The organism is Ruegeria sp. N11 (genome assembly GCF_056531525.1).
This window is the reverse complement of the sequence record NZ_JBQFLX010000009.1, coordinates 164,362-177,228: the sequence shown is the minus strand read 5'-3', so window position 1 is coordinate 177,228 and position 12,867 is coordinate 164,362. Positions and strand designations below refer to the sequence as shown.

17 protein-coding genes and 1 riboswitch are annotated in these 12,867 nt (G+C 58.8%); of the genes, 8 read left to right on the top strand and 9 right to left on the bottom strand.

Annotation, left to right across the window (positions count from 1 at the left end):
• Nucleotides 1–2: 2 nt before the first annotated feature.
• On the bottom strand, nt 3–704 hold the full coding sequence (locus ACR0J8_RS11820) for a response regulator (RefSeq protein WP_480527180.1): 702 nt from the start codon (nt 702–704) through the stop codon (nt 3–5).
• The gene (locus tag ACR0J8_RS11815) at nt 701–1,213 is read right to left on the bottom strand and encodes a MarR family winged helix-turn-helix transcriptional regulator (RefSeq protein ID WP_480527182.1); all 513 of its coding nucleotides are present in this window, start codon (nt 1,211–1,213) and stop codon (nt 701–703) included. Before ACR0J8_RS11815 ends, ACR0J8_RS11820 begins: the two co-directional genes overlap by 4 nt.
• Before the next feature lie 157 nt (nt 1,214–1,370).
• On the opposite strand from ACR0J8_RS11815, the gene ACR0J8_RS11810 reads away from it, so the two are divergent.
• The 4 genes from ACR0J8_RS11810 (at nt 1,371) to ACR0J8_RS11795 (ending at nt 4,169) form a co-directional block, all read left to right on the top strand.
• A complete protein-coding gene (locus ACR0J8_RS11810; protein ID WP_480527184.1) occupies nt 1,371–2,237 on the top strand; it encodes a branched-chain amino acid aminotransferase in 867 nt (288 codons plus the stop codon).
• A gap of 125 nt (nt 2,238–2,362) precedes the next feature.
• Nucleotides 2,363–3,313 (top strand): AraC family transcriptional regulator, encoded by a 951-nt coding sequence (locus tag ACR0J8_RS11805; protein ID WP_480527186.1) that lies wholly within the window; start codon nt 2,363–2,365, stop codon nt 3,311–3,313.
• A 108-nt stretch (nt 3,314–3,421) separates the two neighbouring features.
• Nucleotides 3,422–3,787: an SPW repeat domain-containing protein gene (locus ACR0J8_RS11800; protein ID WP_480527188.1), complete on the top strand. Its 366-nt coding sequence runs from the start codon at nt 3,422–3,424 to the stop codon at nt 3,785–3,787.
• A gap of 184 nt (nt 3,788–3,971) precedes the next feature.
• The gene (locus ACR0J8_RS11795; protein WP_480527190.1) at nt 3,972–4,169 is read left to right on the top strand and encodes a hypothetical protein; all 198 of its coding nucleotides are present in this window, start codon (nt 3,972–3,974) and stop codon (nt 4,167–4,169) included.
• Nucleotides 4,170–4,181: 12 nt separating this feature from the next.
• Here ACR0J8_RS11795 and cobO read toward each other — a convergent pair whose 3' ends face one another.
• The 5 genes from cobO to ACR0J8_RS11770 form a co-directional block, all read right to left on the bottom strand.
• Nucleotides 4,182–4,781 (bottom strand): cob(I)yrinic acid a,c-diamide adenosyltransferase, encoded by a 600-nt coding sequence (cobO, locus tag ACR0J8_RS11790; protein WP_480527191.1) that lies wholly within the window; start codon nt 4,779–4,781, stop codon nt 4,182–4,184.
• Between the two features lie 56 nt (nt 4,782–4,837).
• Complete coding sequence (locus ACR0J8_RS11785) at nt 4,838–5,773, bottom strand: DMT family transporter (protein WP_170682646.1); 936 nt, start codon at nt 5,771–5,773, stop codon at nt 4,838–4,840.
• A 45-nt stretch (nt 5,774–5,818) separates the two neighbouring features.
• Nucleotides 5,819–6,481, bottom strand: a complete 663-nt coding sequence (locus ACR0J8_RS11780) for an HD domain-containing protein (RefSeq protein WP_170612555.1) — start codon at nt 6,479–6,481, stop codon at nt 5,819–5,821.
• A complete protein-coding gene (aroC, locus tag ACR0J8_RS11775; protein WP_480527193.1) occupies nt 6,465–7,565 on the bottom strand; it encodes a chorismate synthase in 1,101 nt (366 codons plus the stop codon). Before aroC ends, ACR0J8_RS11780 begins: the two co-directional genes overlap by 17 nt.
• Nucleotides 7,566–7,691: 126 nt before the next feature.
• On the bottom strand, nt 7,692–8,132 hold the full coding sequence (locus tag ACR0J8_RS11770) for a 6,7-dimethyl-8-ribityllumazine synthase (protein WP_170807186.1): 441 nt from the start codon (nt 8,130–8,132) through the stop codon (nt 7,692–7,694).
• A gap of 128 nt (nt 8,133–8,260) precedes the next feature.
• Nucleotides 8,261–8,408, bottom strand: a riboswitch (FMN riboswitch).
• A gap of 53 nt (nt 8,409–8,461) precedes the next feature.
• Between ACR0J8_RS11770 and ACR0J8_RS11765 the strand changes: the two genes are divergently transcribed.
• Nucleotides 8,462–9,076 carry an FMN-binding negative transcriptional regulator gene (locus ACR0J8_RS11765; protein ID WP_480527195.1) on the top strand — a complete coding sequence of 205 codons (615 nt, stop codon included), beginning with the start codon at nt 8,462–8,464 and terminating at the stop codon, nt 9,074–9,076.
• 13 nt (nt 9,077–9,089) lie between these two features.
• Here ACR0J8_RS11765 and ACR0J8_RS11760 read toward each other — a convergent pair whose 3' ends face one another.
• Both ACR0J8_RS11760 and ACR0J8_RS11755 read right to left on the bottom strand, forming a co-directional pair.
• The gene (locus ACR0J8_RS11760; RefSeq protein WP_480890330.1) at nt 9,090–9,287 is read right to left on the bottom strand and encodes a c-type cytochrome; all 198 of its coding nucleotides are present in this window, start codon (nt 9,285–9,287) and stop codon (nt 9,090–9,092) included.
• Between the two features lie 39 nt (nt 9,288–9,326).
• Nucleotides 9,327–9,533 carry a c-type cytochrome gene (locus ACR0J8_RS11755; protein WP_480890327.1) on the bottom strand — a complete coding sequence of 69 codons (207 nt, stop codon included), beginning with the start codon at nt 9,531–9,533 and terminating at the stop codon, nt 9,327–9,329.
• Between the two features lie 487 nt (nt 9,534–10,020).
• Between ACR0J8_RS11755 and petA the strand changes: the two genes are divergently transcribed.
• Genes petA through ACR0J8_RS11740 form a run of 3 tightly spaced genes read left to right on the top strand, consistent with a single transcriptional unit; the run spans nt 10,021 to nt 12,751 of the window.
• Nucleotides 10,021–10,605, top strand: coding sequence for a ubiquinol-cytochrome c reductase iron-sulfur subunit (gene petA, locus ACR0J8_RS11750; RefSeq protein ID WP_170612564.1), 585 nt, complete (start codon nt 10,021–10,023; stop codon nt 10,603–10,605).
• A gap of 11 nt (nt 10,606–10,616) precedes the next feature.
• Nucleotides 10,617–11,948 carry a cytochrome b gene (gene petB, locus ACR0J8_RS11745; RefSeq protein ID WP_170612566.1) on the top strand — a complete coding sequence of 444 codons (1,332 nt, stop codon included), beginning with the start codon at nt 10,617–10,619 and terminating at the stop codon, nt 11,946–11,948.
• A gap of 17 nt (nt 11,949–11,965) precedes the next feature.
• Nucleotides 11,966–12,751 (top strand): cytochrome c1, encoded by a 786-nt coding sequence (locus tag ACR0J8_RS11740; protein WP_170612568.1) that lies wholly within the window; start codon nt 11,966–11,968, stop codon nt 12,749–12,751.
• Nucleotides 12,752–12,867: the final 116 nt, after the last annotated feature.

The window sequence follows — 12,867 nt, the reverse complement described above, 5'->3', positions numbered from 1 at the left end:
TCTCAGTCCGGCGCCAGCATGTACCCGGCCCCGCGCACTGTCTGAAGATAGCGCGGTTGCTTCGGGTCCTGTTCGATCTTGCGGCGCAGGCGGGTGATCTGCACATCCACCGCCCGCTCCTGTGCCTGGCCTTTGTCCCGGCCCAAATCCTCGACAAGTTTGGCGCGGCTGATCGGTTCACCCGGCTGGGCCGAAAAAATCTTCATCAACTGGCTTTCCGTCGCCGTCAGCCGTACCGGGTTCTCGCCCTGCCACATCTCTCCGCGCTCGATATCGTACCGAATGGGTCCAAGATGCAAAATCTTGGTTGCGCTGTCCTGTGCAGGCGTGTCTGGCATCCGCCTCAGGATCGCATTGATCCGCAGCAGCAGTTCCTTGGGCTCAAAGGGTTTGGACAGGTAGTCGTCCGCGCCCGCTTCCAGCCCGGAAATCCGATGCTCGGTCTCACCCTTTGCCGTCAACAGAAGGATCGGTGTCGCATGAGTTTCGCGCAGGGACCGCGTCAGGCTGACGCCGTCCTCGCCGGGCATCATCACATCCAGAACGATCAGGTCAAAGTCCAGTCCGGACAGCACCCGCCGGGCGTGCGCCGCATCCCGGGCCGCTGTGACCAGAAATCCGCTACGCATCAGGAATTTCTTGAGGAGATCACGAATGCGCTCGTCATCATCGACGATCAGCAGATGGGCGTCCATTTCGCTCATGAAGTCGTATCCCGCAATTTCGTATATGCATGACGCATATCAGCATCCATCATCGCTTCAAGCACTTTGCGAAAACCCGAGACCGCCTCGGGTCCGGCTTCCTTGTAAGCCGCGCGCATCCGAACGCGCTGCGCCTCGGACAGCGTCGCCTCCAGTGCCCTGCCACTGTCTGTCAGAAATAGGTGTCGTTCCCGTTTGTCCACTGTTCCGACCCGGCTTTCCACCAAACCGTCTTCGATCAAAGTGCGTAAGACCCTGTTCAGAGACTGTTTTGTCACCCCCAGAATGGCCAGCAGATTATTGACCGTTGTCCCCGGCGCGCGGTTGATGAAATGGATGGCCCTGTGATGCGCACGGCCATAGGCCATCTGCGCCAGAATGCGATCCGGATCGGCGGTAAAGCCGCGATACGCAAAGAACATCGCCTCGATCCCCTGCCGCAACTGCTCGTCAGTCAGAAACAGCAGGCTTTCTCCACCAAAGACCTGAGCCGGGCGGGTGTCGGACATATTGCGCCTCATTCGTTACTCGGGTTGACTTTATGTCAGTGATATTGACATTCCAAGTGCACACAGGAATCGATTCCCAGTTTTTGCGCAATTTCATGTCCATTTCAGGCAAAACTTGCGCAACAATCGGAAACAATTACCGGCTCAGGAGGTTCGCATGGCGGGATATGACGATCGTGACGGTGTCATCTGGTTGGATGGCAAACTTGTACCCTGGCGCGAGGCCAATGTGCATATTCTGACCCACGCGATGCATTATGCCTCGTCCGTATTCGAAGGCGAACGGGCGTATAACGGCAAAATTTTCAAAAGTCGCGAGCATTCGAAACGTCTGATCGCCTCGGCCGAGGCACTGGACATGCCCATGCCTTATGACGTCGATCAGATCGAAGCCGCCAAGGAAGAGGCGCTGAAAGCCAGCGGTCTTCAGGATGCCTATGTACGCGCACTGGTCTGGCGCGGTTCGGGTGACGATATGGGTGTGGCTTCGGCCAGAAACCCGGTGCGGATGGCTGTCGCGGTCTGGCCCTGGGGCGCATATTATGGCGACGCCAAGATGCAGGGCGCCAAGTTGGACATCGCCGAATGGAAGCGGCCCAGCCCGGAAACCATACCGGTTCACGCCAAGGCGGCGGGCCTCTACATGATCTGCACGATCTCGAAACACAAGGCCGAAGCGAAAGGCTGCTCGGACGCCCTGTTCATGGATTGGCGTGGGTTTGTGGCCGAGGCAACCGGCGCCAACGTGTTCTTCGTCAAGGATGGCGAGGTTCACACACCGTTGGCCGACTGCTTCCTGAACGGCATCACCCGCCAAACGGTCATTCAGATGCTGAAGGACAAAGGCATCACCGTGCATGAGCGGCGGATCAAACCCGAAGAGATGGCCGATTTCGAGCAATGCTGGCTGACCGGCACCGCTGCTGAGGTCACCCCGGTTGGGCAGATCGGCAACTATACGTTCGAAGTTGGCGATCTGACCCGCGAAATCGCGGCAGACTACGAAGCCCTCGTCCGCGCCTAATCCAGAGCCCGAAAACCATTGAAACCCTTGCTTTTGGCGGGGGTTTTTCTTTGCAGGTTGTCCGGATTTCCTTGCTGAACGTTCAGCCGGATGGACGATTACGCAAGGATGTGTAGATTACAGTCATGTTGGACCTGCTCAGCGATATCCTCACGCGCCTGTCCCTGCGCGGGACGTTCTATTTCCGGACATCCTTTACGCCCCCTTTTGGAATTCAGGTTCCGGCCTTTGAAAACGTGGCTCGGTTCCATTTCGTGCAACGCGGGGAATTGAAGGTTCATGTGTCCTCAACCGGAGACACATTGCGTCTCAAACAAGGGGATTTGATCCTTGTTCCGCATGGTGCGGCCCATGCGTTGTTGTGCAACGAGGTCAGACCATTCGATGCGTTGCCACTGGAGCAGGTGCTGCAGCAGTCCGGCTATCAGGGTGACGGTGTTCTGGTCTATGGGGGAGAGGCCAAAGATCGCGACACCCAGCTGATCTGCGGGCATTTCTCTTTCACCGGGCCACCGGGGCGACGCGGAACAGGACATATGCTGATCGACCGGCTGCCGCCCTATATTCTGATCGAAAATTACGGCGAAGAGGCGGGCGCCTGGATCGAGGCTACCCTGCGCATGATCGGCTCGGAAGTGAGCGGGGCCCGGATTGGGGGTGACCTGATCGCGCTGAAACTGTCCGAGGTCCTGTTTGCACAGGCAATTCGTGCCTATCTGGAACACCTAAGCCCCAGTAACACCGCCCTGGCGGGATTTGCCGACCAGCGGGTTTCGCGCGCGCTTACCGCGTTTCACCGCGCCCCCGCACAGGAGTGGAGCGTGGAGACACTGGCCCGCGAGGCAGGAATGTCGCGCACGGCATTCGCACAGTTGTTTGCCGAGAAGATGGGAACGACACCCATGCAGTATTTGACCAACTGGCGCATGCAGATTGCCTGCCATGGCCTGACCGAAAGCCGCTGGAACGTCGCTGATGCCGCCGCCGAAGTGGGTTACGCCTCGGAGGCTGCGTTTTCCCGCGTTTTCAAAAAACAGATCGGCCTGTCCCCCGCGGCCTATCGGGCGATGAACTAATACCTCGATCTGTTGAACGATCTGCAAAGAATTGCGAACGCCAAGAGCTAATGCGTCCCGACTTGCACCCTTATCTTGGGGCTACTCCAAGCAAGGAAAGGAAACATCATGTCTCTTCGTTTCGTAACGCGCACCGTGCACGCCTATCTTGATTACCCGGTCGCCCTGGCCCTTATGATCCTGCCTTTTGTTCTGGGATTGGGTCAATCAAACCCGATGGCCTTGTGGCTGTCAGTCACAACAGGCGTCGCCGCATTTGTTCTGACCGTTCTGACCGATCATCACCTTGGGATCTGGCGGGTCCTGCCCTACAAGCTCCATCTCACGGTGGACCTGATTGTCGGGATCACCTTTCTGCTGGCACCCAGCCTTTTTGGTTTCACCGGGCTGGACGCGGTCTTTTACTGGCTGAACGGTGCGGCCGTAGTTGTTGTCATTTCACTCAGCGCGCCCGAGCAAGGCGTCACCGCCTGAGTGCAATTTCAGACTTGAGCATTCCGACTAAAACAGTCAGAATATCAAGAGGCGCCAGATGCATCTGTTTCGGCATCAGGTTTCGGGGCGGTCTGCGAGCTTAGCGCGGCACAAGGTGACGGCACGCCACCGCCCCGAAAACGACTATGAGAGGTTTGGGATGTGTCGCCCGTTTGATGAACTCATGTCCAAACACAAGGCTGCGACCTCCTGCGGGTGTGGCCGCAATGAAGATTATGCCGCCTATCTCGATCAGAACGGGCCAATCAGCAAAGATGCAGACACCCGAATTTTCAAAGAAGAGCCGGCTCGTCTACGCGAGTCAGTGCGCCGTGTGTTTGAAGCCCGAGCCGCGCGAAGCGGCCCGATGAACGATCAATGAATCAGCCCGATATCAGAAATCGACGCCGCGCTGGGCCTTGATACCGGCCTGAAACGGGTGTTTTTCCACGGTCATTTCCGTGACCAGATCGGCGTAGTCCCGCAGCGCTTGAGGCGCGTCGCGACCTGTCAGAAAGACGCTGGTACGCCCTGACCGGTTCTTCAGCCCGTCGATCACCTGTTCGACCGAAAGGTACTCATAGCGCAATGCGATGTTGATCTCGTCCAGCACGACCAGATCATAATCTCCGCTGCTCATCAGCTTGCACGCTTTGTCGAAAGCGGCGTTTGCGGCGGCGATATCGCGTTCCTTGTCCTGTGTATCCCAGGTGAAACCTTCGCCCATGGTGTGCCACGTCACCAGATCGCGCTCTTCAAAAAAGCGCCGTTCACCGGTTTTCCATTTGCCCTTGATGAACTGTACAACGGCAACCTGCTGACCCCAGCCCAGCGCCCTGATCACGACACCAAATGCGGCCGAGGATTTGCCTTTGCCCTTGCCTGTGTTGATCAGAACCAGGCCGCGTTCGGGATCGACCGCCTCGGAAACCTTCTTACGGTGCTCAGCCTGCACCTTTTGCATCTTTTCCTTGTGATCCTGTGCGTCACTCATCGGGAAACCTCGTTGTTTGTCGCGCCCAAACTAGGGAAAGATGGCGAAAGGTAAAGTCACGCTTTGGGGTCCGTGACAGATCTGGCCTTGCCGCGCTCCAGCCCCAGTTGATGCTCGCGCCAGATCACCACCGCATTGCCGGCGATGACCAGAACTGCCCCAAGCAGAATGGCCAGCGTTGGCAGCTCATCGAACCAGACATAGCCGATGCCGATGGCAAACAACATGGTCGTGTAGTCATATGGGGCAAGCATCGAGGCCTGTCCAAACCGGTACGAGGACGTCACCAGGATTTGCGCGACCCCCCCGGTCAGTCCCATCGCAATCAGTATCGCCAGTTGCTCCCATGTCGGCACGGCCCAGCCCCAGAATACCGTCAGCCCGGACAGGGCGGTCGCCGTAACCGAAAAGTAGAAAACAATCGCTGCCGGATGGTCCACCTGAACCAATTGCCGGATGTGAATCTGCACAAAGGCCCGCGCGATTGTTGCGCCCAGCACGCAAAGCGCACCAATTGTGGCTGCCAGTTCCAGTTCGGTGCTGCCAAGCCGCGGCCACAGCATGATCAGAACACCCAAAAGGCCCAGAACGACGGCACCAATGCGGATCAAACGGATACGTTCGCCCAACATGACCGCTGCGAGAACCAGGGTAAAAATCGGGGTCGCGTAGCCAATGGCAGTCACTTCGGGCAGCGGCAGCAGGCTGAGCCCGGTGAAAGTCAAACCCATTGCGGTCGTGCCCAGAACACCGCGCCAGAAGTGACCCATCGGCTTTTTGACCACGAAGCCCTGCGCCAGTTCCCCACGCGATACCAGCCAGATGATGATGACCGGAATGGCAAAGAGCGACCGAAAAAAAACCAGCTCACCCGGAGGAAAATCTTCGGACAATGCCTTGACCAGCGCCGACATCGAGGTGAACAGAAAAAGGGCGCTGAGTTTCAGCGCCACGGCCAGTACGGGTCGATGCGATGTTAAGGGTTTTGCCATCGGCGCGACCCTGCGCCTTTGCGGCGCAAAGATCAACGGCTGGAATCAGCGGTCTGTCCAGCTTGGTGGCAAGGTACTGCCGATCTCTTCCGCGAATTCTTCAAGAAAACGGATCATCCGACCGATCCGCTGCTGTGCGATCTGTTTTCCGGTCTCGGTCAGCATGTCGTTCGGCAGGCTGAGAAGCTTGACTTTCCAATGGTCGACCGAGAAGTGCAGGTCATCCAGAGGCCGGTGTTCTGCAAACGGATCGGCCGGGTCATAAAGCGACCGCCCCAACGCGCCCGAAACAGAAAAGTTGCGGGCTACGCCGATCGCGCCCAACGCATCCAGCCGGTCGGCATCCCGCAGAATACGGGCCTCATCCGTTTCAGGCGTGATGTTGGCCGAAAAGCTGTGGGATTCAATTGCGTGCTGAATGGCGCGGATTTGATCCGGGCGATAGCCCAATTCCCTCAGAACAGTCTCTGATTCCGTGGCGGACCGGCGCGAGGCCAGATGCCGGCAAGGGTCATCTTTTGGCAGGTTCACCAAATCATGCAGATAGCTTGCGGCCAGAAGCACGGCCATATCCGTTTCGCGATCCGCGATGGCCTGCGCATTCACCCAGACCCGGTCCAGATGGGCCAGATCATGGGCAGGGTCGGTCTCCATCCGCTGCGCAACGATGCCGCGCAGGCGCGTACGCAGATCAGCCGATCCGTCCACGGTTCTCTCCGATCTGGCCGCGGTGCAGCAGCAGGTGGTCGAGGATCACGCATGCCATCATCGCCTCGCCTACCGGGACAGCGCGAATGCCGACGCAGGGGTCATGGCGGCCTTTTGTGATGATTTCGGTCTCTTCCCCGGATTTGGTGATCGTTTTGCGAGTGGTCAGGATGGACGAGGTCGGCTTGACCGCGAAACGGACAACAATATCCTGTCCGGTCGAGATACCGCCGAGAATACCGCCCGCGTGGTTCGAACTGTATTGCGGGCCGTTCTGGCCCATGAAGATCTCATCTGCATTGGCCTCTCCGGTCAGTTCCGCCGCGGCCATGCCCTCGCCGATCTCGACGCCCTTGACCGCATTGATCGACATCATCGCGGCGGCCAGATCAGTGTCTAACTTGGCATAAACCGGCGCACCAAGACCGGCAGGAACGCCGCGCGCGACCACTTCGACCACGGCACCAACCGAGTTTCCGGATTTGCGCAGATCGTCCAGAAAAGCCGCCCAACCCTCGGCCGCGTGCGCATCCGGGGTCCAGAACGGATTTTGTTCGATCTGGGACCAGTCGAAATTGTCACGATTAATCTTGTGGGGTCCGATCTGCGTCATGTAACCGGTGATCTGAACATTGGGGGCAATCTGTTTGATCGCCTCACGCGCCAGACCTCCGGCCGCAACACGAGAGGCCGTTTCGCGGGCCGAACTGCGCCCGCCACCGCGATAATCGCGGATGCCGTATTTCTGCCAGTAGGTGATATCGGCGTGGCCCGGGCGGAACTTGTCCATGATGTCGCCGTAATCTTTCGAGCGCTGATCGGTGTTTTCGATCATCAGCTGCACGGGGGTCCCGGTGGTCTGGCCTTCGAACACACCCGAGAGGATTTTCACCTGATCCGGTTCACGCCGCTGGGTGGTGAACTTGTTCTGCCCCGGTTTGCGCTTGTCCAGCCAGTGCTGGATCATCGCCTCGTCAATCGCGACGCCCGGCGGGCAGCCATCGACGGTCGCACCCAAAGCGGGTCCGTGGCTTTCACCCCAGGTGGTGACGCGGAAAAGATGGCCAAAGCTGTTCATCGACATGAGGCGTGCTCCTTTGCGCGATGTGATTAGCGGTCGCGGGGCCCGGCCTCAAGCGGATTTGCTGATTGGTCCGGGCGGTGCTACCCGATGGGCAGCGCGTTTTGAGTATTTTTGAAAAGATGAAGTTCAGGCGACTTGCGCAATCTCTGCACGGGATTCGGTGATCTTGAGAGCGGCCTGTGCGGCTTCGCGCCCTTTTTGAACGAAATGCGCACGATAGATGGCGTTGTGGTGATCGGTTTCCTGATACTGGTGCGGCGTGAGCGAAACCGACAGGACCGGAACGCCCGTGTCCATTCCGGCGCGCATCAGCCCGTCGACCACGGCCTGCGCCACGAAATCATGCCGGTAGATGCCGCCATCCACGACAAAGGCGGCGCAGGCAACAGCGGCGTAGCGCCCGGTTTGGGCCAGATCGCGGGCCAGCAGAGGCATCTCGAACGCGCCCGGCACGTCGAAAACATCGACCTGATCGGCAGGGATCAGTTCCAGAAAACCATCGAGCGCACGGTCAACGATGTCCGAATGCCAGTTGGCTTTGACGAATGCATAGCGGGTGTGTGTCATCAAGATCTCCTATCGGTTTGGTTGCCAACTGGCTGTCGCGAGAACCGGTTCCCACTTTTCACTGCCAGCCCGGCATGACACGTCACCCAAGGCGATCACGAGCCGCCGCGCCGTTTGGCGGCGCGCCAGCACGTTCTCTTTCATCCGGACTGTAACCGTCGGCTCTGGCCTCTCACCAGATCTGCTGACACCCCGGTCGCCGGGGCCGCTCGCGGGCTTGCGGGTCGTGGCCCGCATACCGCCGGTGGGGAATTCCGCCCCGCCCTGAGAACGCGCGGACCTTGCCAAGGTGCGGGCGGTTCTGCAAGAGATTTCGCAGGAGGATAGACATGCACCCGAACCCTGCCTTCCGCGCTGAAGACACTGCGCGCCATATCGCCTTTGCCCGAGAACGGGCGTTCGGGGTTCTGGCCCTTTCCACGGAGCAGGCGCCGTTGCTCAGCCATGTGCCTTTCTTAATCAGCGAAGATGGGGCCGTTGCCGACCTGCATCTGGTGCGATCGAACCCGATTGTGCACGCACTGAAACAGCCGCGTGTTGCCCGGATCGCCGTGTCCGGGCCGGACGGGTACATCTCACCCGATTGGTACGAGGCCGAGGACCAGGTGCCAACATGGAACTATGTCGCCGTGCACCTGACAGGCCGGATCAGGGTACTGCCACATTCTGAATTGCGGGATTTGCTGGATCGCCAATCCGCTTTCTACGAAGAGCGCCTGCGGCCCAAGCCGCCCTGGACCGCCGGAAAGATGAGTTCGGACGCGTTGGAGCGCATGATGCGGATGATTGTCCCGTGCAGAATACAGGTGGACGACATTCAGGGCACCTGGAAGCTGAATCAGAACAAAGCCGACAAGATGCGGCATACTGCGGCCGACTACGTTGAAGCGGATGGTTTTGGCAGCGAGACCGGATTGCTGGCCACATTGATGCGGGGAACATGACCAGCCGGATCGGTCATTCGCTGAAGGTCGCCAGATAGGCCGCGATATCGTCGGCGCCCTTTTTCAGCCTGACGCTCATGTTCGGACGCGCGGTTTCGTCATTAAGATACTCCCTGATGAAGCCGATCGGATCTTGGGAGTAGGCAGAAATGTTCTCTTCGGTCCAAACCAGCCCTTCCTCGCCCGCCCGTATCATGTCGTCGGTAAACATACCGATCGGCAGACGCTCGCTGCCATAGCGATAATCATTTTAGGCTCCGGCAACGCGGCCGATGACACCAAAGAGATTCGGGCCGTTTATGCCGCCTTTGACCAAAACCTCGCCATCTTTGATGATTGCGTGGCAAGAAGAACAGCGGTTGTAGAGTTTTTCGCCTTTTTCCGGATCGCCGGCGGCCGTGGCCTGAGATGCAGCGGCCAGCGCCAGGGTCACGACGGTTGCAAAGAGCTTTGACATAGAGAACGTCCTGTTGCGGGTGAGGTTTCCCCCGCCCTTCCGGGATTCCCGTTAAAAGTGCAATCGAAAACAGTCACAACTATGTTATTGAAAAATATGTATTTTCAACTCAAAATTTACGTGACGGTGGAGGCCCCTAAAGTGGAAATTTGCGCGGCGAAATCTGGTAAGGAGTATGCAGACCGGGGACCTTGTGGCACGTCTGGTGTCAGCATCAGGACAGGTTCCCCGTTTCGATATGTGACCCCGAATCACGTTGCGCCCGATCCGCGGTGATCGGCAAATTTCCCTGCTTAACCCCACTGATATCTTGAAAAAATGCCCCTTCGTTGTGACATGAATGCCCAGATGCGGCGTAGTGCGCGCCTATGACCGCTGGACGAACCGTTTTCTCCCGGATAGATAGCCGCGATGAGACGCCGTATTTGATGCGGTGCTGATGCATGTTTGCCCGGTCCACCCGGGCGTCGGAATCGGAGAAAACCTCGTGTCCCACGCAGAAGACCACGAAGGCACCCGCAGAGATTTCCTCTACTACGTCGCTGGCGGCGCAGGTGTCGTTGCAACGGGGGCGGCCGTCTGGCCCCTGGTCAACCAAATGAACCCATCGGCAGACGTTCAGGCGCTGTCCTCGATCCGCGTGGATGTCAGCGGGGTTGAGCCGGGTACGCAGCTGACAGTCAAGTGGCTGGGCAAGCCCGTGTTCATCCGTCACCGCACCGGTGCCGAGATCCAGGAAGCGCAGGAGCAGGACGCCGAAGGCGTTGACGCTCTGCCGGATCCGCTGGCCCGCAACTTCAACCTGAACGCTGATGCGCCGGCAACCGACGCCAACCGCGTCATGCCTTCGCCCGAAGGCGAAGCACCGGGCGCATGGATCGTTCAGATGGGCGTCTGCACCCATCTGGGTTGCGTACCTTTGGGTGATGCCGGCGATTTTGGCGGCTGGTTCTGCCCCTGCCACGGTTCGCACTATGACCTTGCCGGTCGTATCCGCAAAGGCCCCGCGCCTGAAAACCTGCCCGTTCCGCCTGCGGAGTGGACGGATAACTCCACCATCAGACTCGGCTAAGGGAGACCCAGATGTCCGGAATTCCCCACGATCATTACGAGCCGAAGACAAACGGCGAAAAGTGGCTGAACAGCCGCCTTCCCATCGTCGGCCTGCTGTATGACACCCTCATGATCCCGACCCCCAAGAACCTGAACTGGTGGTGGATCTGGGGCATCGTTCTGGCGTTCTGCCTGGCGCTGCAAATCGTCACCGGCATCATCCTGGTGATGCACTATACTCCGCATGTCGATCTGGCCTTTGCCAGCGTCGAACACATCATGCGCAACGTGAATGGCGGCTACTTTATCCGCTATCTGCACATGAACGGCGCGTCGCTTTTCTTTGTCGCGGTCTATATTCACATGTTCCGCGGCCTGTTTTATGGCTCGTACAAAGCCCCGCGTGAGATCACGTGGATCATCGGTATGCTGATCTACCTGATGATGATGGGCACTGCCTTCATGGGCTACGTTCTGCCCTGGGGTCAGATGTCCTTCTGGGGTGCGACCGTGATCACCGGCCTGTTTGGCGCGATCCCGTTCATTGGCGATGCGATCCAGACCTGGCTGCTGGGCGGACCCGCCGTAGACAACGCCACGCTGAACCGCTTCTTCTCGCTGCACTACCTGCTGCCATTCATAATCGCGGCGCTGGTCATCGTGCACATCTGGGCCTTCCACACCACCGGAAACAACAACCCCACGGGTGTTGAGGTGCGTCGTGGCTCGAAGGCCGAGGCAGAGAAAGACACGCTGCCGTTCTGGCCCTACTTCGTGATCAAGGACCTGTTTGCGCTGGCCGTGATCCTGGTAATCTTCTGGGCGATTGTCGGTTTCATGCCGAACTACCTGGGCCACCCGGACAACTACATCGAAGCCAACCCGTTGGTTACGCCTGCGCACATCGTTCCCGAATGGTACTTCCTGCCGTTCTACGCGATCCTGCGGGCGTTCACCGGTGAGGTCTGGGTTGTTCAGTTCGCCAGCTTCATCACAGGCGGTATCGTCGACGCCAAGTTCTTTGGTGTGATTGCGATGTTCGGTGCGATCCTGGCAATGGCTCTGGCACCCTGGCTGGACACGTCGACCGTGCGTTCGGGCAAGTACCGCCCGATGTTCAAATGGTGGTTCTACCTGCTGATCATCGACTTCTTCGCCCTGATGTGGCTTGGTGCGATGCCCGCGGAAGAGCCTTACGCAACCTTCTCGCTGATCGCGTCCGCCTACTGGTTCGCCTATTTCTTCGTGATCCTGCCGATCCTGGGTGTTATCGAAAAACCCGAGGCGCAGCCGGAAACCATCGAAGAAGACTTCAACGCGCATTATGGCAAGGCAGACGCCGACGCCACGCCGGCCGAGTAAGAAGAGGGACCGGAAACATGTTCAAGAAACTTGCAATCGGTGCCGCGTTTGCCATCGCCCTTACCCCTGCTGCGTCCTTCGCGGCAGGCGGCGGCGAGCAGCACATCGAAGACTTCGACTTCTCGTTCGAAGGCCCCTTTGGCACCTGGGATCAAAACCAGCTGCAGCGTGGTCTTCAGGTCTACACTGAAGTCTGTGCGGCCTGCCACGGCCTGAGATACGTACCCCTGCGCGACCTTGAGGCGCTGGGATATTCGGAAGAAGAAGTCATCGCCTATGCGGCTGGCAACTTTGAAGTGTTCGATCCCGAGCTGGATGATTTCCGTCCGGCAATCCCGACGGACCACTTCCCGGCCAATGACGGCGTTGGCGCACCGGACCTGAGCCTGATGGCCAAGGCCCGTGCCGGCTTCCACGGCCCTTACGGGTTGGGCATCAACCAGCTGTTCAAAGGCATGGGTGGTGCGGAATACATCGCCTCGCTGCTGGATGGCTATACCGGTAAGGAAAAGGAAGAGGCAGGTGCGGTTCTGTACGAAAACACCGCCTTCCCGGGTGGCTGGATTTCGATGGCACCGCCGCTGGCCGAAGATCAGGTGGAATTCGCCGATGGCCACCCTGCCACCGTCGAAGCCATGTCCGAGGACATCGCCGCCTTCCTGATGTGGACCGCCGAACCGAAGATGATGGATCGCAAGAATGCCGGTTTCGTTGGCGTTCTGTTCCTGTCGGTGCTGTCGGTTCTGCTGTATCTGGTCAACAAGCGCCTTTGGGCACCCCACAAAGGCAAGAAGCTGCACTAAGCACTGACCCGCAAAGAACGAAGAAACCCCCGCGCCATTGGCAGCGGGGGTTTTTTGTTGTGATCGGAGTGAAGGGGCCAGCCCCTTCTTGGCCTGCGGCCAATTCAACCTCGGGA

Bases quoted from the DNA above. Each gene is read 5' to 3' on its own strand.
- ACR0J8_RS11770 (WP_170807186.1), bottom strand. From the start codon at position 8,132: ATGACACACACCCGCTATGCATTCGTCAAAGCCAACTGGCATTCGGAC.
- ACR0J8_RS11815 (WP_480527182.1), bottom strand. From the start codon at position 1,213: ATGTCCGACACCCGCCCGGCTCAGGTCTTTGGTGGAGAAAGCCTGCTG.
- ACR0J8_RS11785 (WP_170682646.1), bottom strand. From the start codon at position 5,773: ATGGCAAAACCCTTAACATCGCATCGACCCGTACTGGCCGTGGCGCTG.
- cobO (WP_480527191.1), bottom strand. From the start codon at position 4,781: ATGAGTGACGCACAGGATCACAAGGAAAAGATGCAAAAGGTGCAGGCT.
- ACR0J8_RS11800 (WP_480527188.1), top strand. From the start codon at position 3,422: ATGTCTCTTCGTTTCGTAACGCGCACCGTGCACGCCTATCTTGATTAC.
- petB (WP_170612566.1), top strand. From the start codon at position 10,617: ATGTCCGGAATTCCCCACGATCATTACGAGCCGAAGACAAACGGCGAA.
- ACR0J8_RS11795 (WP_480527190.1), top strand. From the start codon at position 3,972: ATGTCCAAACACAAGGCTGCGACCTCCTGCGGGTGTGGCCGCAATGAA.
- ACR0J8_RS11810 (WP_480527184.1), top strand. From the start codon at position 1,371: ATGGCGGGATATGACGATCGTGACGGTGTCATCTGGTTGGATGGCAAA.
- ACR0J8_RS11765 (WP_480527195.1), top strand. From the start codon at position 8,462: ATGCACCCGAACCCTGCCTTCCGCGCTGAAGACACTGCGCGCCATATC.
- ACR0J8_RS11805 (WP_480527186.1), top strand. From the start codon at position 2,363: ATGTTGGACCTGCTCAGCGATATCCTCACGCGCCTGTCCCTGCGCGGG.
- aroC (WP_480527193.1), bottom strand. From the start codon at position 7,565: ATGTCGATGAACAGCTTTGGCCATCTTTTCCGCGTCACCACCTGGGGT.
- ACR0J8_RS11760 (WP_480890330.1), bottom strand. From the start codon at position 9,287: ATGTTTACCGACGACATGATACGGGCGGGCGAGGAAGGGCTGGTTTGG.
- ACR0J8_RS11820 (WP_480527180.1), bottom strand. From the start codon at position 704: ATGAGCGAAATGGACGCCCATCTGCTGATCGTCGATGATGACGAGCGC.
- ACR0J8_RS11740 (WP_170612568.1), top strand. From the start codon at position 11,966: ATGTTCAAGAAACTTGCAATCGGTGCCGCGTTTGCCATCGCCCTTACC.
- ACR0J8_RS11755 (WP_480890327.1), bottom strand. From the start codon at position 9,533: ATGTCAAAGCTCTTTGCAACCGTCGTGACCCTGGCGCTGGCCGCTGCA.